Below are 18,875 nucleotides of genomic sequence, written 5' to 3' on the forward strand. Positions count from 1 at the left end.
CTTGCCCGCAGGTTGGCCCGCTCAGAAGCACTAAGTTACAGTGTTCGCTTGCCTTGGCCTGTGATCCTTTCATGAACCCGCTGACCATTATTCAAGACTCGCTTTATTTCTTCCGACGCAACATCGCGAGCATCCTCACCCTGTGCCTGCCGCTGGTGATCCTTGAGGCCCTGAGTAAACAGCTGTTGAGCAGCGCCATCGGGCCGAATGCTTCCGCCAACTGGCAACTGCTGACCGGCCTGCTGTTTTACCCGCTTTACACCGGCGCGCTGATCCTGTTCCTCGATGCCAAGACACGGGGCGACACCCCCGGCACGCGCGACCTGCTGGCCGCGACGCTGCGGCTGTGGCCGACCTTCGCGGTGCTTACCGCCTTGAGCACACTGCTGATCATGGCCGGGTTTTCGCTGCTCATCGTTCCCGGCATCTGGGTGATGATCAAGCTGGTGTTCTCCGAATACCTTTTAGTGCTGCGCGGGCTGGGTCCGCTGGACGCCATGCGCGAAAGTTTCATGATGACCCGCGGCCACCTGGTACGGATTCTCGCGTGCGTGCTGTTCGTCTACATCCCGCTTTCCGTACTCGAAGGCTTGAGCCTCTACGTGCTGCCTGACCAGCAGAGCCCGATGCTCTCGCTGACGGTCGACAGCATTTCGAGCTTCCTGCAACTGTTCATCAGTGTAGTGATGTTTCGTTTGTTCATGCTGATCGACCAATCCGCCCGAACGGCCTGAGGAGCGCCGATGCGAGCTTTATTGCGGTGGGGTCTCGCCCTGGTCCTGTTGATTGCCCTGATGGCAGCGCTGATCTACGACATGACGTGGCACCCCGCCAGGCAGGAGCCGTCCACCGTAACCTGCAACGCCAAAGACGCCCCGCCACCGCTGCTCGTGCCGGGTCAGGCGCTGAAGGTCATGACGTGGAACATTCAGCATCTGGCGGGCAAACGCTACGTGTTCTGGTACGACATGGCCGATGGCAGCGGACCGGACGAGCGACCTACACCCGAAGACATCGCTTATAACCTCGACGAGGTCGCGCGAGTGATTCGCGACGAGCAGCCGGACGTCGTGTTGCTTCAGGACATAGACGACGGTGCCAAAAACACGGACTACAGCAACCAACTGGCGTTGCTGCGGGATCGGATCACCGATCTCTACCCTTGCAGCACCGAAGCGTTCTACTGGAAGGCGGACTTCTTTCCCGACCCGCACATCTACGGCAGCGTCGGCACCAAACTCGCCACCCTCAGCCGCTACCGCATCGACAAGGCCGAGCGGGTGCAGCTCCCAACCTCAGGTGGCCATTTCATCAGCCGCCAATTCGCACCCAAGCAGGCACTGCTGATCAGCGAACTGCCGCTCAGCAGCGGCGGACGGCTGGCGGTGGTCAACACGCAACTGGGGGACAGCCGATCGGAGCACGACACCCTACGGCGTCAGGTGTCGGCCATCGCCGAACGCCTTGACGGCTTTGAGAAAGCCGGTATCCCGTGGGTCGGCGGCGGTGACTTCAATCTGCTGCCTCTTAGGCAATACGCCCAGTTACCCGCCGAACAGCGCGAGCGCTACAGCCCTGACAGCGAACTGCGCGTACTCACGGGCAAATTTCCCGTGATCCCCAGCATGGAAGAGGCTACTGGCGCAGAACGTCGCCGGTGGCTCACCCGCTTCCCCAATGACCCGAGGGTCAGCGGCCCCGACCGTACGCAGGATTACCTGTTTTACAGCCCGGCGCTGAAGCGAATCGATGCCCGCGTGCGGCAGGTCGACACCTTGCTGATTTCCGATCATTTGCCGGTGATCGGGCGCTTTTTACTTCATGCGAATGAATGATGCTCACCGCACGGGTGCGTGATCGGCAACGCACCCTGCGCGAGCGCTACTTCCTCGGTTTAGCCCGCGCCGTGGGCTCGGCAATCAGGGGATCATCGGGCCAATAGTGCTTGGGGTATCGCCCTTTCAAATCCTTTTTGACGTCGGCATAGGTGCTGCGCCAGAAGTTGGCCAGGTCCTGCGTGACCTGCACCGGGCGCCGCGCAGGCGACAGCAGGTGCAGCTTGACGATCTGCCGGCCGCCCGCAATGCGCGGGGTGTCGGACAGCCCGAACAACTCCTGCAGGCGAACCGCCAGGATCGGCGGGTATTCGCTGTAATCCAGTCGTACGGATGAACCCGACGGCACGCTGAGATGGTGGGGCGCCTGTTCGTCCAGCCGCTGCGGCAGCGGCCACGGCAGCAGGCTGTGCAGGATCGATGAAAGATCCAGTTGGCTGAAATGGCTCAGCCGCGTGACCTTGCCCAAATAAGGCAACAACCAGTGCTCGAGCGTGGTCAACAGGGCCTCGTTGCTGACATCCGGCCATTCGCTGCTGTCGTGCGTTTCCAGATCGAGGCGGCGCAACAGGTCCACCCTTGCCTGCCACTGGCGCAGTTCCGGCGTCCAGGGCAGCAATTCGAGCCCCTTGCGCCGCACCAGCGCGAGCAACGCGTGCCCGCGGGTCGCCTCGTCCAGGCCGGTCAAGGGCTCCCGGCCGATGATCAACTCACCGACCTTGCGCTGGCGCTCGGCCCGGAATATGCCTTCGCGCTCGTCCCATTCCAGGTGGTCGACGTGACTCACCTGCTCAGCCAGCACCGAATCGAACAGCGCGGGATCGAACTCAGCCGCCAGGTAGATCCGTTCCTCACGCTGGCCCTGGCGACTGCCGAGTTCAGCGATCACCAGCCAGGGCTCCTTCATCAATGCGTCCGGCTCTGCGAACAGGGCTGCGCGGCCGTTGCTCAGCCGGTATTCCGCGCCTCCCGCTTTGCGTTGTTGCGCGACACGATCGGGGTACGCCAAGGCCAGCAACGCACCGACCCAGCGTGGATGATCGGGGTCAGCAACCGGCCGTTTCACAGCGTCTTTGAGATAGCTGCGGTACTGCCGAGCGAGCTGCTTGGCACGCTGCACCCCGCCTTGGGCGCTTCGCCCTGCCCGCTCCGTCCCTGCCAGCAGTGTCAGACGGCTGTGAAGGTCGGCCCCCGCGCCCCGCAGGATGTCACGCTCGCCGAGCAATGCCGCGACATCGCAGGCGAGCCTGCCAAGGCCCAGATCCTGTCCACGCAGCAACAAGTGAGCAATGCGCGGGTGCGCTGGGACTTCGGCCATGGCCTGCCCGTGGAGGGTCAATTTCCAGCTTTCGCCAGGGCTGCAACTCAAAGCGCCCAGACGCGCGAGCAAGTCCTGCGCCTGTGCATAGGAGGCTGACGGGGGCAGGTCGAGCCAGGTCAACTGGGTGGGCTCGACGCCCCAACGCGCCAACTGCAACGCGAGCCCTGCAAGATCTGCCTGAAGAATCTCCGCAGTGCCATAACCGGCCAACTGTTCGTGTTGCGCTTCCGACCACAGCCGATAGCAAACACCCGGCTCCAGACGCCCCGCCCGCCCTGCTCGTTGCGTGGCGCTGGCGCGGGAAATCCGTTGGGTCTCCAGACGCGTCATGCCGCTGCCCGGATCGAACCGCGGTACTCGCGCCAACCCGGCATCGATTACCACGCGGACGCCGTCGATGGTCAGGCTGGTCTCGGCGATGTTCGTCGCCAGCACCACCTTGCGCTTGCCCGCTGGCGCCGGGTCGATGGCCGCGCGCTGTGCACTCAGGTCCAACTCGCCATGCAGCGGACAGAGCATCACATCACTGCGCTCGCCCAAGGCATCGGCTAACTGTTGATGGACGCGACGAATCTCCGCCTGCCCAGGCAGGAACACCAATAAACTGCCCGATTCATTGCCCAACGCATCAAGCACGGTTTGCACGACACGCGGCTCGATGAACTCACCCGGCTGAAACGGTCGGCCCCACCGCAGCGCCACCGGAAACATCCGCCCTTCGCTGCTGATCACCGGCGCATCGTCGAGCAGGCTCGACAGCCGCTCGCCTTCGAGGGTCGCCGACATCAGGAGGATTTTCAGCGGTTGCTCGTCCCGGAACAACGCACGGCCGTTGAGGGTCAGCGCGAGGGCAAGATCGGCGTCGAGGCTGCGCTCGTGAAATTCGTCGAAGATCAACAGCCCGACGCCTTCCAGGGAAGGGTCTTCCTGCAAACGTCGGGTCAGGATGCCTTCGGTCACCACTTCGATACGGGTGGCCGGGCCGACCTTGCTCTCCAGTCGAATCCGGTAGCCCACCGTTTCACCGACTTTTTCCCCCAGCTCCGACGCTAGCCGCTCAGCAGCGGCCCGGGCGGCCAGACGACGGGGTTCGAGCATCAGGATGGTCTGCCCTGCCAGCCACGGCTCCCGCAAGAGCGCGAGGGGAACGCGTGTGGTCTTGCCCGCACCGGGCGGCGCTTCGAGTACCGCTTCGTGACGGTGGACCAAGGCCTGGCACAGCGCAGGCAGGGCGGCATCGATGGGTAGGGAAATCATGGCGGCTCCAAACACGGGTCGCCGATTATACGGGTCTGGCTCGCGTCTTTGCTTCTCACGACACCGAACCGTCGCGCTCACGGGATAGTCTTATTGGTTAGGCATTTGCCTTGTATAGTTGCGACTTCCTCTGAGGAGATCTTCATGCGTATTCCTTCCCGTTTGATCGGCGGTGCTCTGGTTGTCAGCCTGCTGGCTCAACTGACCGCTTGCGGCAGCATTTTCTACCCCGAACGCCGCGGCCAGATTCAAGGCAGCGGCCGGATGGACCCCGCAATCGTGGTGCTCGACGCCATCGGTTTGCTGTTCTACATCATCCCCGGCGTGATCGCGTTTGGCGTCGATTTCGCCACCGGCGCCATCTATCTGCCCCAAGGCAAACAGGCGCAAGTCGACCCGCAGAAGCTGCAACCCGCCGTGCGTGCGGATGGCACGGTCGACAATGCCAAGTTGCAGGCCATCCTGCAGGCCGAACTGGGCCGCAGTCTGCCATTGGATGACCCACGCCTGATTCAGCACAAAGGCAGCGTGGAGCAACTGGCGTCACTGGGTCTGGTGCCCTCCGCCTGATGATTTACGTCGATTCGCTGAGGAAGCGCCATGAACAGCAGTCCTGAACATGCCCGGTTATTGCGTCTGGCAACGCGAGCCTCGCTGGCGGTGGCCAGTGTTCTGGTGATCGCCAAAGCCGTTGCCTGGTGGCTGAGCGGGTCCGTCAGTCTGCTGGCGGGCTTGACCGACTCGCTGCTCGATGGCGCGGCCTCCTTCCTCAACTTGCTGGCGGTGCATTACGCGTTGCGTCCGGCCGATGACGACCATCGTTACGGTCACGGCAAGGCCGAGGCCCTGTCCGGGATGGCGCAATCGTTGTTCATCGCCGTCAGTGCGTGCCTGATCGCCTTTCAAGCAATCGAGCGCATTCAGCACCCCGAGCCGCTGAACGCCCCTGGCTTGGGCATGTTGGTCATGCTGCTGTCGATCGTGCTGACGGTCGCGCTTCTGGCTCTGCAACGCAAAGTGGTCAAGGAGACCGGCTCAGCCGCGATCCGCGCCGACTCGCTGCACTACCGTTCCGACCTGCTGCTCAACGTCAGCATCATGGTGGCGCTGGGCCTGGCCTACTTCGGATACGGCCAACTGGATGCCTGGTTCGGTCTAGCCATCGCCTTCTACATTTTGTGGAGTGCGGTTTCCATCGCTCGCGAGACGGTGTCAGTGCTGATGGACGCGGAACTGGAGCCAGGTGTCAGCGCGAAGATGCTCGAACTGGCGCAAGGTGTCCCCGGCGTGCTCGGCGCCCATGACTTGCGCACACGCATTTCGGGTAACCACTGGTTCGTGCAGTTGCACCTGGAATTGCCCGGCACCTTGACCCTGTCGGTCGCGCATGACCTGTGCGTTCAGGTCGAGCAAGCGATCATCAGCGAATACCCGAAGGCCGAAGTGCTGGTCCACGCCGACCCGCAGGAAGTGGTGAATCAAGCCGGCAGTCCGGTCCTGAATTGAGGGATGGGGCAGCCGTGCGGGCAGAGACGAGGCCCCGCAACGGCTGTGCCCTGACTCACTGCTGAACGCTGTACCCCCGACCCGCGTAGCACCCCGCCATGGCTTGGCGGAATAGTCCGACAACTTCCGGCGCCGGCTGATAGGTCGCGGTGGACGGATCGAAATTGCTCTGCTGTATCGCATACTGATAGCAGTCGTAGCGATCCTGAGCGATCGGCTGCTCGCCCTGACCGTTGGCGGGATAGGCGAGCACTTCATACGGGCTGCCCTGTTGGATCGGCTGCTCAGGGCTGTACACCGGCTCAACGCCCTGCGGCGGTTCGGCCACGACGTATTCCTGGGTGCTCTGCTCATAGGAGTAGTAAGTGCCCGCCGCCAGGAAGAACAGCGCGCTGCCCAGCCAGACCTGTTGGGCATAATCGGGCAGATACCGCACCCGCACGCCCCGTGGTGGCTCGACGACGACGTAACGCGGACCTTGGGGGCGGTACCAGTAGCCACCCGAGTAAAAATAATCATTGCCGCGATAAGGCACGCGAGAGTAACCGCCGGGGATGCGATCGATCTCGTAGCCTGGACGGTAGCGCGGTCCCGAGCCCCAGCCATCGCCATGCCCCCCGGGGTGGCCGACCACGGGCGGGCGATTGTCCCCCCCTCGCCAAGGGTTATCACGGGGCTGATCCCGATAAAAACCCTGGCGCGGCGGTTGCGTCTGAATGGCGGTGTCGGGGCGACTCTGAATGGGCAGGCTGTTCTGGCGGTCTTGCAACTGGCGCTGTTGCAACTGTTGCTGCTGTTGGCGCTGTTGCTGTTGAAGCTGCTCTTGGCGTTGTTGCTGCAACTGCTCCTGACGCTGTTGATTGCGCTCGCGGTCTTGTTGCTGGCGCTGCTGATCGAAGCGCTGCTGCTGTTGCTGCTGGATCTGGCGCTGCTGATTCAACTGCTCCTGCTGGCGCTGCTGCTGGAATTGCTGTTGCTGTTGCTGGCGTTGCTGCTGATCGCGCTGGCGGTCTTCGTTGAAACTGCGCTGCTGATTCTGTTGCTGCTGGCGCTGCATCTCGAAGCCACGCTGCTGTTGCTGACGTTGCTCGTTGCGCTGCTGTTGTTGCTGATTGTTATCGTCGGCCAACACCTGAGCGCTGATGCTCAAGGCCAAAAGACTGACACCTGCCAAACGCCAGATGCGCATGCTCATGCTTTCCTCACTGCGGCGCGGATACCTGATGATAGGACTGCGTAATGGGTGCGCCGTTCGCCGCACTCTATCAGCGAGAAGCATGCCGTGAAACTGCGATGCCCGCGCAGGGAGGGCCGAGGAGGCTCCCGAATCGCGGGCATAAAAAAAGAGGGCTCGTCAGCCCTCTTTTGGATACTTCGCCCTGGCTCGACGCTTTTGACGCCGGCTCACCTCGCATCGTCTTCTGGACAGTGCGTAGCCCGGTGGCCTGGTCAACCCTGTCGGATTGGAGGCCGCGGCTGGCCTGATTGGGCGGGCCGCGCTGGACGCTATGTCCGGGCAGTGATTCTGTTGAAAAGAATAGGCCTACAGGAGCGACAGAGGATTGCGAATGTTGCTGAGGAAAACACCACTTGCGCAATTTTTCCCTTCGGATGAATAATTCGGCGCAATTGATCGAATAAAGGAGTCAGTCGTGAGCAAACTCGACAGATATGACCTGAGTATACTGGCCGAATTGCAGCGCGATGCCCGCATCTCCAATCAGGAGCTGGCCGAGCGCATCGGGCTGTCCCCGTCACCCTGCTCGCGCCGCGTCAAACAGTTGGAGGACGACGGCTACATCGTCCGGCAGGTGGCCCTGCTCGATCGCAAACTGCTGGGGTTGAGCCTGACCGCCTATGTGCTGATCGGCATGGACCGGCACACGCCGGACCGTTTCGAAAACTTTGAACAGCAGATCCGCAACCTGCCGCAAGTGCTGGAATGCAGCCTGGTGACCGGAGTCGACGCCGACTACCAATTGAAAGTGGTCGTGCCGGACATGGAGCACTATCAGAAATTCCTGCTCGGCCACCTCACCCGTATCGATGGCGTGACCAGCGTGCGCTCGAGCTTCGTGCTCAATCAGGTGCTGGCCAGCACCGAATTGCCCTTGGTGCATTTGCGCAACTGAACCCAGTTGCGTTTTTTTGACCTGCTGCCTTACCGATTGGAGACGACCATGGAGCCCGAACTGTTCGAAGAATGGATGATGACCATTCTGGTAACCGTGTTGATCGGCTTCATGGCGTTCATCGTCTGGGACCTGGCGAAGAAATCCAGCGCAGGGCGCTTCGGCACGATCATGCTGTTCGGTGTGCTGGGCCTGGGCGTGCTGGCGTTCGTGATCAAGAGCGCGGTGATCGCCTACCTTGAGCAACACCCGTAACGGCTCACTGGCAACCTCCCGTAAAGCCGTGCTCTCCTAGGCTCGTCAAAGCTTGGCGGGGACTTCTCGCCATTGCCCCTGATCCAGCCCGTCGATGCTCCAGTCGCCAATTCTCACCCTCACCAACCGCAAGGTTGGCAGGCCGACGGCTGCGGTCATCCGGCGCACCTGACGATTGCGACCTTCCTTGATGATCAGTTCCAGCCAATGGGTGGGTACGCTTTTGCGAAAACGCACCGGCGGGTTGCGCGGCCACAGTTCGGGTTCGTCGAGCAGCAGGGCCTGCGCTGGCAAGGTCGGGCCATCGTTCAGCTCGACGCCATCACGCAGCATTTGCAACTGCCTTTCAGACGGCTCGCCTTCGACCTGCACCCAATAGGTTTTCGCTAGTTTGTGCCGGGGATCGGCAATACGCGCTTGCAACTGCCCATCATTGGTCAGCAGTAACAGGCCCTCGCTGTCGCGGTCCAGTCGCCCGGCGGGATAAACGCCTGGGATGTCGATGAAGTCCTTGAGGGTTGCGCGCCCGTGACCATCACTGAACTGGGTCAGCACGTCGAAGGGTTTATTGAACAGAATCAGCCGCGGTTCGGCAGGCGGCGCCTTGGCAACACGACGAGGCGAGCCCGACGGTTTGGGCGCAGGGCGACGGGCAGGGGGGCGAGGGTTGCGGGGCATATCAACTCGAAGCGAGAAAACAGAAAGAGCCACTTTAGTGGCCCTTTCTTCAAACGCCTAGCGAATCAACGGAATGGCGGCTCATCGAAGCTGCGCAATTTGCGCGAGTGCAGCGAGTTGAGCTGGGTCCGCATGAGGTCCAGCGCCGCGATGCCGATCTTCAGGTGCTGGGTCACCGCACGCTCGTAGAAGGCGTTGGCCGAGCCCGGCAATTTGATTTCGCTGTGCAGCGGTTTGTCCGACACGCAAAGCAGCGTCCCGTACGGCACCCGCAAGCGATAACCCTGGGCTGCGATGGTGCCGCTTTCCATGTCCACCGCGACGGCACGGGACAGGTTGATCAACGGTCGCTCCTGAGCCCAGCGCAGTTCCCAGTTACGGTCGTCATAAGTCAACACGGTGCCGGTGCGCAGGCGCTTTTTCAGGTCGTCGCCGCGCTCGCCGGTGACTTGCGCCGCCGACTCCTGCAACGCCAATTGCACCTCGGCCAACGCGGGGATCGGAATGTTCGGCGGTAGCACGCGATCCAGAATGCCGTCACGGCGCATGTAAGCGTGAGCCAGGACGTAATCACCGATGGTCTGCGACTGACGAAGCCCGCCGCAGTGCCCGATCATCAGCCAGCAATGCGGACGCAGCACGGCGAGGTGATCGGTGATGTTCTTCGCGTTGGACGGGCCGACGCCAATGTTGACCAGCGTCACGCCATGACCGTCTTCGGCGATCAAGTGATAGGCCGGCATCTGATAGCGGTGCCAGACCACACTGGAGACGATAGCCTGCGCCTCGCCGTGATCCATGCTCTTGTCCACCACCACGTTTCCGGGCAACACCATCTTCACGAAGCGCGGGTCGTCGCGAAGTTTTTCAAGGCCGTGGACGATGAACTGGTCGACATAGCGGTGATAGTTGGTGAGCAGGATCCACGGCTGCACGTGGCGCCAGTCGCTGCCGGTGTAGTGCACCAGACGGCGCAGAGAGAAGTCCACGCGAGCGGCATCGAACAACGCCAGCGGCAGCGGATCGGTATTGGCCCAGTCGTAGAGGCCGTCGGCGATGCCATCGGTGGCCGCCGACAAATCGGTGCTCGGGAACACCCGCGCCAGCGTCGCCGCCGTCACGCCCGTGCCCGCCAGTTCATCGCCCTGCTCGACGACGTAGGGGTACGGAATGTTTTGCTCGCTGACACCGACCTCGACAGTGACGGTGAAGTCATTCATCAAGGGCGTCAGCTGTTCGATCAGGTATTTGCGAAACGCCGCCGGGTGGGTCACGGTGACGCTGTAGGTCCCGGGCAGTTGAACCTTGGCGTAGGCGCGAGTGGTCAGCGGCACTTCGCCCTGGCAATGGTAGGTCAGGCGCACTTCGGGGTAGCGGAACAGCAGACGCTCGGCGGCGTCGGGCTCGATGCGGTCCTTGAGGTAACGCTTGAGCGCCTGGCTCAACGCGCTGGTCGCACGACCGTGCAGTTCGGCAAGCCGGTCCACGGCTTGCTCGGCAGTTTTTACGACGACAAAAGCTTCAGTCACGATGTGCATCCTTCTGATCTTGCAAGGCTCCATCTTGCCTGCAACGACGAACGAAGGCACGAAATGATGGAAGCCGTACCGCATGCCCCTGCAGGAGCGCGGCCGAGGATTCACGCCACCTGTGGCGAAGACCGGGCGACCAACGCTTCGACATCCACCCCACGCGGCAGCGCGCCGTACACCCGGCCCGGCTGATCGATACGCCCGGCGATGAAACCGTCGCTGACGGCGGAGTTGCCCGCCTCCAGCAACAATTTGGCCTGAAGCGCCACAGCGATGTCTTCGGTCAACTGCCGTGCGCGGTACTGGATGTCAGCGGTGTCGCTGAACGCCGCCTTCAACCTTTCGATGTGGGAAGCCAGCCGTCGATCGCCATGACCGTCGCCCAATTCGTCGAACAGCGCATCGAGCACGCCCGGCTCTTTGGACAGCGCCCGCAGCACATCCAGGCATTGCACGTTGCCCGAACCTTCCCACGTCGAATTGACCGGAGCTTCCCGGTACAGGCGTGGGAGGATCGTGTCTTCGACATAGCCTGCGCCGCCCATGCATTCAGCGGCTTCGTTGATCATCGCAGGGGCACGTTTGCAGATCCAATATTTGCCCACCGCCGTGACCAACCGGGCAAAACGTGCCTCATGGGCATCCTCGAGCCGCTCCAGCGAGCGTCCCATGCGCATGCTCAACGCCAGCGCCGCCTCGCTTTCCAGGGCCAAATCCGCCAACACGTTCTGCATTAAAGGCTGCTCGTTCAGCAACCGGCCGCTGACACGACGATGCGCGCAATGATGCGCGGCCTGGGTGAGGGCCTGACGCATCAGGGCGCTGGAGCCGGTCATGCAATCGAAACGGGTCATGGCGACCATTTCGATGATGGTGGGCACGCCCCGCCCCTCCTCACCGACCATCCAGGCCAAGGCGCCGCGGAACTCCACTTCGCTGGACGCATTCGACCAGTTGCCCAGCTTGTTCTTCAGGCGCTGTATGTAGAACTCGTTGCGCGTGTCGTCTGGACGATGGCGTGGCAGCAGAAAGCAGGTCAGGCCTTTGTCGGTCTGCGCGAGGGTGAGAAAGGCGTCGCACATCGGCGCCGAACAGAACCACTTGTGCCCTACCAGCTCATAGGCCTGGCCTGGGCCAGGCTGGCCGACCGGGTAGGCCCGCGTGGTGTTCGCCCGCACATCGGTGCCGCCCTGTTTTTCGGTCATGGCCATGCCAATGGTGACCCCGGCCTTGTGGGCGACGCCGACGTTGCGCGGATCGTAGTGAGTGGCGAGGATTTTTGGCAGCCAGGTCTCGGCCAGATCGGGCTGCAAACGGAGCGCGGGGACGCTGGCGAACGTCATGGTCAGCGGGCACCCACTGCCCGCTTCGGCCTGCGAATGGAGATAGCTCATGGCTGCGCGGGCGACATGCGCTCCGCCCTGCGGATCGGTCCATGGCAGCGAAGGAATGCCATGCTCGACAGCGGTTTGCATCAACTGATGATAGGCCGGGTGAAACTCCACCAGATCGATGCGATGCCCATAGCGATCATGGCTGGCGAACACCGGTTTGTTCTGGTTGGCCAGAAAACCCGCTTCCATCAGCGGGCCACCGGCCAGCGCGCCATAGGCATCGATCCGGGCCTCGGCCCAACCGGCACCGAAGCGTCGCGACCACTCTTGAAGCGGCAGGTCAATGCGATAGAGATTGACCCCATCCAGCGACGGCGGCTGGTTAGTGACTTCATGGGTCTCAGCGAACTGATGCAGGTTCATGGCGGGCTCCGGTTCGTTCGGCAGATGCCCTCAGTGAAACACGCACCCAAACGCGAAAGAAGTGCCATAGACGACTAAATCTCGGCGCTTTCGCCCTCCGGCGCGGGGTCATGCGCGGCGCTCGCCCGTGCCGTGCGGTCCTTCCTCGCTCAAGTCACCGGCAACGCCGCGCGCTGCACGTCCAGGCTGAGGCGAAACTGGCTGCCATTGCCCGGCTCGGATTGATGACTCAGACGCCCGCCCTGGAGCTCGATCAATTGCCGACAGATCGCCAGCCCGATGCCGAGCCCGCCGTATTCCCGAGTCATGGAGCCGTCGACTTGGTAGAAGTTGGCATAGAGCGTCTCTTCATCCAACCGGGCAAAGCCGATACCGGTGTCGATGACATCCAGCACCAGCCGCACATCCCGGTCATTGATGACGTGGCCGCTCACGCGGACACGAATCGACCCGGCCTTGGTGAACTTGATTGCATTGTCCAGCAGGCAATCCAGGCATTGGCGCAAGCGAAGGGCATCGCCGTGCAGACTGTCAGGCAGCGTTTCGTCGATCTCGATGTTCAACGCGAGCGACTTGTCTCGCGCCAAGGGCTCGAACGTGCTGCGCACCTGAAACAGCAGATGACGCAGGCTAAACGTCGCGTTTTGCACGGCGATGCGCCGAGCCTGCAGCTCAGTGAGGGTGAGAATGCCGTTGACGATGCCCATCATGTTTTGCGCGGAGTCCGCGGCGGTCTGGCGATAGAGTTCGATTTCGTCCTGGTCACTCTCCATTTGCATCAGCTCCAGGGAGCCGATCACACCGTTCATGGGCGTTCGCAGTTCATGGGTCAAGGTGGCGAGGAACTCATCTTTCAAGCGGTTGCTGACTGCGAGTTGCTGGTTGAGCTTTTCGAGGTCCTGGCTGGACTGGGCCATGATTTGCGCCTGGCGTTCGCGCAAGGTGTTGATGCGATCGGCCAATGCCAGCGACAGCAGTGCAACCTCCACCACCGAGCCGATCTGGCTGGCGTACATGGTCCAGAAGTTGTTCGGCAGATGCCCCAGCAGCATCGTGGCGTTGACGACGCCCCCCAGCAGAAACGCTGACCAGGCAACGATGAAATAGCGCGCCACGCGGCGGCCTCGAAGCCAGGCAACCACGCCAATCAACAGGATCACCGGGGTGAACACCAGCACCAGCGCGGTGACCAGGCGCAAAGCGATGCCGTAATCCATGCACAACGCAAGCACCATGATGATTGCGGCGCAGACCATGGTGAGTACCAAAGGAACGTCCAGCCAAGGTCCCAACCGTGGGGTCTGCAGGAACTTGCGCGCGAACTGACTGGCAAAGAGGAGCGCTGCCGCCATCAGGAAGGTCGTCGAGGTGTTCGCCCACCAAGGGTTGTCTGGCCAGAAGTACTCGATGCCCGCGCCGTTGACCGAGACCTGATACAGGCCGAAGCAGACGATATAGAGGATGTAATAGAGGTAGCTGGTATCCCGCACGCTCAGGTAAATGAACAGGTTGTACACCAGCATCACGGCCAGCACGCCGTAGATCATGCCGAGAATGTAGAACCGTGAGGGCTGCTCTTCGATGTAGGCGTGGCTGGCCCAGAGGTTCAGCGGTGCCTGCAATGAGCCATGGCTGGCCACTCGAATATAGGCGGTCTTGGTGTCATGGGGCTTGAGGTCGAGGTCGAACAGGTAGTTGTTTTGCCTGATCTGACGGCTGGAAAACGGCAGCGTGTCCCCGGTCTGCCACGTCAGGCTGGGTATTGCGCCCTCGCTGGCGAGATAAAGGTCGACATGGTCCATGGGCGGATAGGCCAATTCCAGCAACCAGTCCGTGGCCGCCACGGGATTGAGTGGTCTGTAGGTCAAATCCACTTTCAACCAATACGCCGAACGGGAATACCCGGCATTCAGCGCGCTGGCGTTCAACGCCTGAAACTTCGCCCGCCCTTGGGGAGAGGCGACCTCTTCGATGGTGGCTGCGCCGGTGGGGTCTTCATAAACCAGGGTCGCCGGGCCTAGCGGCAAATTGCGTGTGTCTTCATTGAAATCCACGGCGCTGACCAGCATCGGCACCAGCATCAGCAACCCGATCAGAAGAAAACGCATGGGAAACCGCCCGTTTCAGCGTGGGCGGCGTCGCAGATTTCCCGAACCATTGAAGGCGACATTTTGTTCCGGGATGCCCCGGCCAACTGGGATAGCGGGCAACGCACTTGCTTTTTCTCTGATGGCAGGAAGAACACAGCTAAGCGAAAGCATAGCGTTTGATAGCTGGATGACACTATTTAAATCGTCACACATCTGCCTTTCCTTAACCTTTCATGACCACCGTTCATCTTTCTTCTCAAAGACCCGGTCTAGAGGGGTTCGGCTTGAGATCCGGAAAATTGTGATACCCACCATCGGCCCGACAAAAGCTTTAGTGGTAAGCTCGCGCACCATGACTATCTATAGCTCCCGCCCCGTTGTCCTCTGTCTCTCCGGCCACGACCCCAGTGGCGGCGCCGGTTTGCAGGCAGATATCGAAGCCCTGCTCGCCCAAGGTTGCCACGCCGCCCCTGCGGTCACTGCCCTGACGGTGCAAGACACCGTGAACGTCACCGATTTTCGGGTGCTGGATCGCGAATGGGTGCTGGCCCAAGCCCATGCCGTGCTCAACGACTCGACAGTGGCTGCCGTCAAGCTGGGCATGCTCGGCTCGCTGGAAATGGTCGACACCGTCGTCGAATTGCTGCAAGCCAACCCGCATCTGCCGCTGGTCTGCGACCCGGTGCTGCGGGCCGGTGGCGGCGGCCGTTTGGGCAAGGACGAAGTGGGCTATGCCATGCGCGAACGCCTGTTACCATTAGCCACCATCGCCACGCCGAACCTGCCCGAAGCGCGTATTCTCGCCGAGCTGCCAGAAGGCACTGCCGACGAGTGCGCCGACAAGCTGCTGCCCTTCTGTGGACATTTGCTGATCACCGGAGGCCACGGCGATGAGCATGAAGTCCACAACCGTCTCTACACCCGCAATGGCCCGTCGCGCACCTTTACCTGTCAGCGTTTACCTGGCAGCTACCACGGTTCCGGCTGCACCCTGGCCAGCGCCCTCGCCGGTCGACTGGCACTGGGTCAGGACGTGCTGGGCGCTGTGGAAACAGCCCTGGACTACACTTGGCGCACCTTGCGCGACGCTGAACAACTGGGCAAAGGCCAGTTCGTGCCGCGTCGCCTGCCACTGGATTTCTGCTCGTAACGCCACGAACAAGAGGCACCCCTGATGAAACTGCGTGGCTTGTACGCCGTGACCGACAGCCAACTGTTGGCCGGAAAATTCCTCGCTTATGTCGAAGCCGCCCTCGACGGTGGCGTGACGCTGCTGCAATACCGCGACAAGTCCGGCGACGAAACCCGTCGACTGCGTGAAGCCTCGGAACTGCTCAAATTGTGTGAGCGCTACAAGACCCGCCTGATCATCAACGACGACGCTGAAGTCGCCGCACGTCTGGGCGTCGGCGTGCACCTTGGCCAGACCGACGGCTCGCTGCCCGATGCCCGTGCTTTGCTTGGCCATAAAGCTATCGTCGGCGCGACCTGCCATGCGCAGATCGAACTGGCCGAAAAAGCCAAGGCCGACGGGGCGACCTACGTGGCCTTCGGCCGCTTCTTCAATTCCACCACCAAGCCGGGCGCCCCGGCGTGCAGCCTCGACATGCTGGCGCAGGCGCGCAAGCGAATCTCGCTGCCGATTGCCGTCATTGGCGGGATCACCTTGGAAAACGCCGCGCCGCTGGTGGCGCAGGGGGCTGACTTGCTGGCGGTGGTGCAGGGTTTGTTCGGCGCTGAAACCACTCAGGAAGTCACCCGTCGCGCTCGCGCCTTCAACGACTTGTTCAAATCGGCCTGATTCCACATCGGGCCGGTTCATCTCTTTCGATTCAAACAGAGACCTCATCATGTCCCGTTCTGAAACCCTGTTCGCCAACGCCCAGAAGCACATCCCCGGCGGCGTCAACTCACCGGTTCGCGCCTTCAAGAGCGTCGGCGGTACGCCGCTGTTCTTCAAACATGCAGCCGGCGCCTACGTCACCGATGAAGACGACAAGCGCTACGTCGATTACGTTGGCTCATGGGGGCCGATGATTCTCGGCCACAGCCACCCCGACGTGCTGGAAGCCGTGCGTAAGCAACTGGAACATGGCCTGTCCTACGGCGCGCCGACCGCCATGGAAACCGAAATGGCGGACCTTGTGTGCTCCATCGTCCCCTCCATGGAGATGGTGCGCATGGTCAGTTCCGGCACCGAAGCCACGATGAGCGCGATTCGTCTGGCGCGTGGCTACACGGGCCGCGACAGCATCATCAAATTCGAGGGTTGTTATCACGGGCACTCCGACAGCCTGCTGGTCAAGGCCGGTTCCGGGGCGCTTACGCTGGGCGTTCCCAGTTCGCCAGGCGTCCCGGCGGCATTCGCCAAACACACGCTGACCCTGCCGTTCAACGACATTGACGCGGTCAACGCAATGCTCGCGGATGTGGGCCAGGAAGTGGCCTGCATCATCGTCGAACCCGTCGCCGGAAACATGAACTGCGTGCCACCAGCCCCCGGCTTTCTGCAAGGCCTGCGCGACGCCTGCGACAAGCATGGCGTGGTGCTGATCTTCGATGAAGTCATGACCGGGTTTCGTGTGGCCCTCGGTGGCGCGCAGGCCCACTATGGCGTCACCCCGGACCTGAGCACGTTCGGCAAGATCATCGGCGGCGGCATGCCCGTGGGTTGCTTCGGCGGCAAACGCGAAATCATGTCGCATATCGCTCCACTGGGCCCCGTTTACCAGGCGGGCACCCTCTCGGGTAACCCATTGGCGATGGCCGCGGGCCTGACGACGCTGCGCCTGATCAGCCGTCCGAATTTTCACGATGAACTGACGGCCTACACCACGCGCCTGCTCGACGGCCTGCAGCAGCGTGCCGACGCTGCCGGCATTCCGTTCACCACCACCCAGGCAGGCGGCATGTTCGGCCTGTATTTCACCGACGCGAAAGCAATCGTCACCTTCCAGGACGTGATGAGCAGCGACGCCGAGCGCTTCAAACGCTTCTTCCACTTGATGCTCGAGGGTGGGGTGTATCTGGCGCCAAGTGCGTTCGAGGCAGGGTTCACCTCCATCGCCCATGGCGATGCAGAGCTGCAACTGACGCTGGAAGCCGCTGAGAAAGCATTTGCGCAGCTGAAATAACCTCGCTGCCATTGTAGGAGCGTGGCTTGCCTCTGGGCCGCATTCGGATGATCGGCTGCGAAGCCGTCGTAAAACCGACCAACCTGGAGAGTCAGTAAGCCGGGGATTCAGGCTTTGCAACCGGTCCCCGGCAGATTGCCCGAGTACGGCCCACAGACAGCCACGCTCTTACAGAGTCCAGTAAGGTATTTGCAGTTGATTTGGGTTGTTTCTGCGTTATTTTGTTGAATCGTTATATCCGCACGTCGGATTGAGCGCCTGAAGTCAGGCCAATCAAGGCCGTGCGGCAGAATTTGTGCAAAGACTTTGTAAGGTAGGCCCCGCTTATTTCATAATGCGCAGCCAGCACGTTCAGCTGGACGGGCATTACCCGCACCTTTTTCAGAGGTAAGTCGACTTCCATGAATCGCACCGGCCGCACCCTTGCATTGGGCTGCCTGTTGCTTCTTCATCCCCTGCTGGCGAATGCAGGTGGCAACTCGTTGTTAATCCCAGCGGTGGGTCGCTGCACCCTGAACACCCAGCCAGACAACCTGCCCGCAGCGTTAGCGGCTTGCCAGCAGGCGGCGCAGAGTGGGGATGCACAAGCGCAATACGAGTTGGGACAGTTCTATTACGACGGCAAGAATGCGCCGCGTGATCTCACTCAGGCACTCAACTACTTCGAGCAGGCTTCTTTGCAGGGCCATGCACAGGCGCAATATCAATTGGGTCTGATGTTTTTCCGTGGCGAAGGGGTACAGGCCAATAACATTCAGGCTTACATCGTGCTGAAGATGGCCGCGGTCAATGGCTCCGAAGACGCGTTGGACGAAGCCGACGAAGTGTCCGGGCAAATGAAAAAGGAAGACCTGGACGTCGCCACCCAGGTGCTGGGGCAAATCTTCCGTAAATACCTGCTGGAACTGCAAACCGCTGAAGGGCGCACGCCTTTCGCACCCTTCCCTGACACCAGCAAGCCCTGATCGAGTCGCTTACTTTTCCGGCATCGGCATCGGAAACGGCATGACGTTGCCGGTCGGGCGCGCTTCACTGATTTTCGCGGTCCCCATGCGCTCCACCTCATCGATACGCACGATCGAGTGCATTGGCACGAAACTGCGCACTACGCCATCGAACTGCGCCTTGAGCTTCTCCTCGCTCGGATCGACGACCACCGTGGTCCGCTCGCCGAAGACAAATTCCTCGACTTCCAGAAAGCCCCACAGATCGCTTTGATAGATCTGCTTGGCGTACATCTCGTACACCTGGCCCTGGTTGAGAAAAATCACCTTGTAGATTGGAGCTTCGCGTTTGGTCATGACAGGCAGGCAATGATCGGTGTTTTGAAAAGGGCGCGAACTATAGCACGCCGCTCGTTAGGCGACGCTAGGAACCC

Annotated in this window: 18 protein-coding genes; 11 read left to right on the forward strand and 7 right to left on the reverse strand. The window is 61.6% G+C overall.

The features are described from left to right. Window positions 1-71 precede the first annotated feature (71 nt). The gene (locus N5D61_RS21850) at window positions 72-734 is read left to right on the forward strand and encodes a YciC family protein (RefSeq protein ID WP_279894208.1); all 663 of its coding nucleotides are present in this window, start codon (window positions 72-74) and stop codon (window positions 732-734) included. A 9-nt stretch (window positions 735-743) separates the two neighbouring features. Then, a complete protein-coding gene (locus tag N5D61_RS21855) occupies window positions 744-1,835 on the forward strand; it encodes an endonuclease/exonuclease/phosphatase family protein (protein WP_279894209.1) in 1,092 nt (363 codons plus the stop codon). Between the two features lie 46 nt (window positions 1,836-1,881). Here the strand turns inward: N5D61_RS21855 and hrpB are convergent, their stop codons facing one another. Beyond that, window positions 1,882-4,413: an ATP-dependent helicase HrpB gene (hrpB, locus tag N5D61_RS21860; RefSeq protein WP_279894210.1), complete on the reverse strand. Its 2,532-nt coding sequence runs from the start codon at window positions 4,411-4,413 to the stop codon at window positions 1,882-1,884. Window positions 4,414-4,557: 144 nt separating this feature from the next. Between hrpB and N5D61_RS21865 the strand changes: the two genes are divergently transcribed. Continuing rightward, the gene (locus N5D61_RS21865) at window positions 4,558-4,983 is read left to right on the forward strand and encodes a polyribonucleotide nucleotidyltransferase (RefSeq protein WP_108239595.1); all 426 of its coding nucleotides are present in this window, start codon (window positions 4,558-4,560) and stop codon (window positions 4,981-4,983) included. Between the two features lie 30 nt (window positions 4,984-5,013). After that, window positions 5,014-5,919, forward strand: coding sequence for a cation diffusion facilitator family transporter (locus N5D61_RS21870; RefSeq protein WP_279894212.1), 906 nt, complete (start codon window positions 5,014-5,016; stop codon window positions 5,917-5,919). A 55-nt stretch (window positions 5,920-5,974) separates the two neighbouring features. Here the strand turns inward: N5D61_RS21870 and N5D61_RS21875 are convergent, their stop codons facing one another. Then, window positions 5,975-6,553, reverse strand: a complete 579-nt coding sequence (locus tag N5D61_RS21875; protein ID WP_279894213.1) for a DUF6515 family protein — start codon at window positions 6,551-6,553, stop codon at window positions 5,975-5,977. Between the two features lie 153 nt (window positions 6,554-6,706). Here N5D61_RS21875 and N5D61_RS21880 point away from each other — a divergent pair, with 153 nt between their 5' ends. From N5D61_RS21880 to N5D61_RS21890, 3 genes are all read left to right on the forward strand, one after another. Then, on the forward strand, window positions 6,707-7,159 hold the full coding sequence (locus N5D61_RS21880) for a hypothetical protein (protein WP_256601891.1): 453 nt from the start codon (window positions 6,707-6,709) through the stop codon (window positions 7,157-7,159). Between the two features lie 412 nt (window positions 7,160-7,571). Further along, window positions 7,572-8,051 carry an Lrp/AsnC family transcriptional regulator gene (locus tag N5D61_RS21885; protein WP_108239592.1) on the forward strand — a complete coding sequence of 160 codons (480 nt, stop codon included), beginning with the start codon at window positions 7,572-7,574 and terminating at the stop codon, window positions 8,049-8,051. A 48-nt stretch (window positions 8,052-8,099) separates the two neighbouring features. Further along, the gene (locus tag N5D61_RS21890; RefSeq protein WP_108239603.1) at window positions 8,100-8,306 is read left to right on the forward strand and encodes a DUF2788 domain-containing protein; all 207 of its coding nucleotides are present in this window, start codon (window positions 8,100-8,102) and stop codon (window positions 8,304-8,306) included. Between the two features lie 45 nt (window positions 8,307-8,351). On the opposite strand, the gene N5D61_RS21895 is transcribed toward N5D61_RS21890, so the two are convergent. The 4 genes from N5D61_RS21895 to N5D61_RS21910 all read right to left on the reverse strand — a co-directional run bounded on the left by N5D61_RS21895 (window position 8,352) and on the right by N5D61_RS21910 (window position 14,381). Next, window positions 8,352-8,984, reverse strand: coding sequence for a pseudouridine synthase (locus tag N5D61_RS21895; RefSeq protein ID WP_108239591.1), 633 nt, complete (start codon window positions 8,982-8,984; stop codon window positions 8,352-8,354). Window positions 8,985-9,049: 65 nt separating this feature from the next. Beyond that, complete coding sequence (gene amn / locus N5D61_RS21900; protein ID WP_177411108.1) at window positions 9,050-10,546, reverse strand: AMP nucleosidase; 1,497 nt, start codon at window positions 10,544-10,546, stop codon at window positions 9,050-9,052. Between the two features lie 77 nt (window positions 10,547-10,623). After that, window positions 10,624-12,273: an acyl-CoA dehydrogenase family protein gene (locus N5D61_RS21905; protein ID WP_279894214.1), complete on the reverse strand. Its 1,650-nt coding sequence runs from the start codon at window positions 12,271-12,273 to the stop codon at window positions 10,624-10,626. Between the two features lie 149 nt (window positions 12,274-12,422). Then, complete coding sequence (locus tag N5D61_RS21910; protein WP_108239589.1) at window positions 12,423-14,381, reverse strand: hybrid sensor histidine kinase/response regulator; 1,959 nt, start codon at window positions 14,379-14,381, stop codon at window positions 12,423-12,425. 334 nt (window positions 14,382-14,715) lie between these two features. On the opposite strand from N5D61_RS21910, the gene N5D61_RS21915 reads away from it, so the two are divergent. The 4 genes from N5D61_RS21915 (at window position 14,716) to N5D61_RS21930 (ending at window position 18,462) form a co-directional block, all read left to right on the forward strand. After that, window positions 14,716-15,513, forward strand: a complete 798-nt coding sequence (locus tag N5D61_RS21915; RefSeq protein ID WP_108239588.1) for a hydroxymethylpyrimidine/phosphomethylpyrimidine kinase — start codon at window positions 14,716-14,718, stop codon at window positions 15,511-15,513. Between the two features lie 24 nt (window positions 15,514-15,537). Then, window positions 15,538-16,164, forward strand: coding sequence for a thiamine phosphate synthase (gene thiE / locus N5D61_RS21920; protein ID WP_108239587.1), 627 nt, complete (start codon window positions 15,538-15,540; stop codon window positions 16,162-16,164). Window positions 16,165-16,213: 49 nt separating this feature from the next. Beyond that, window positions 16,214-17,497 (forward strand): glutamate-1-semialdehyde 2,1-aminomutase, encoded by a 1,284-nt coding sequence (gene hemL, locus N5D61_RS21925; protein ID WP_108239586.1) that lies wholly within the window; start codon window positions 16,214-16,216, stop codon window positions 17,495-17,497. Window positions 17,498-17,898: 401 nt separating this feature from the next. After that, window positions 17,899-18,462, forward strand: a complete 564-nt coding sequence (locus N5D61_RS21930; protein WP_108239585.1) for a tetratricopeptide repeat protein — start codon at window positions 17,899-17,901, stop codon at window positions 18,460-18,462. Between the two features lie 9 nt (window positions 18,463-18,471). Here N5D61_RS21930 and N5D61_RS21935 read toward each other — a convergent pair whose 3' ends face one another. Next, on the reverse strand, window positions 18,472-18,798 hold the full coding sequence (locus N5D61_RS21935) for a DUF1820 family protein (RefSeq protein WP_108239584.1): 327 nt from the start codon (window positions 18,796-18,798) through the stop codon (window positions 18,472-18,474). Window positions 18,799-18,875 lie beyond the last annotated feature (77 nt).

Source organism: Pseudomonas sp. GD03842, assembly GCF_029841165.1.
In the GTDB taxonomy this organism is placed as follows: Bacteria; Pseudomonadota; Gammaproteobacteria; order Pseudomonadales; family Pseudomonadaceae; genus Aquipseudomonas.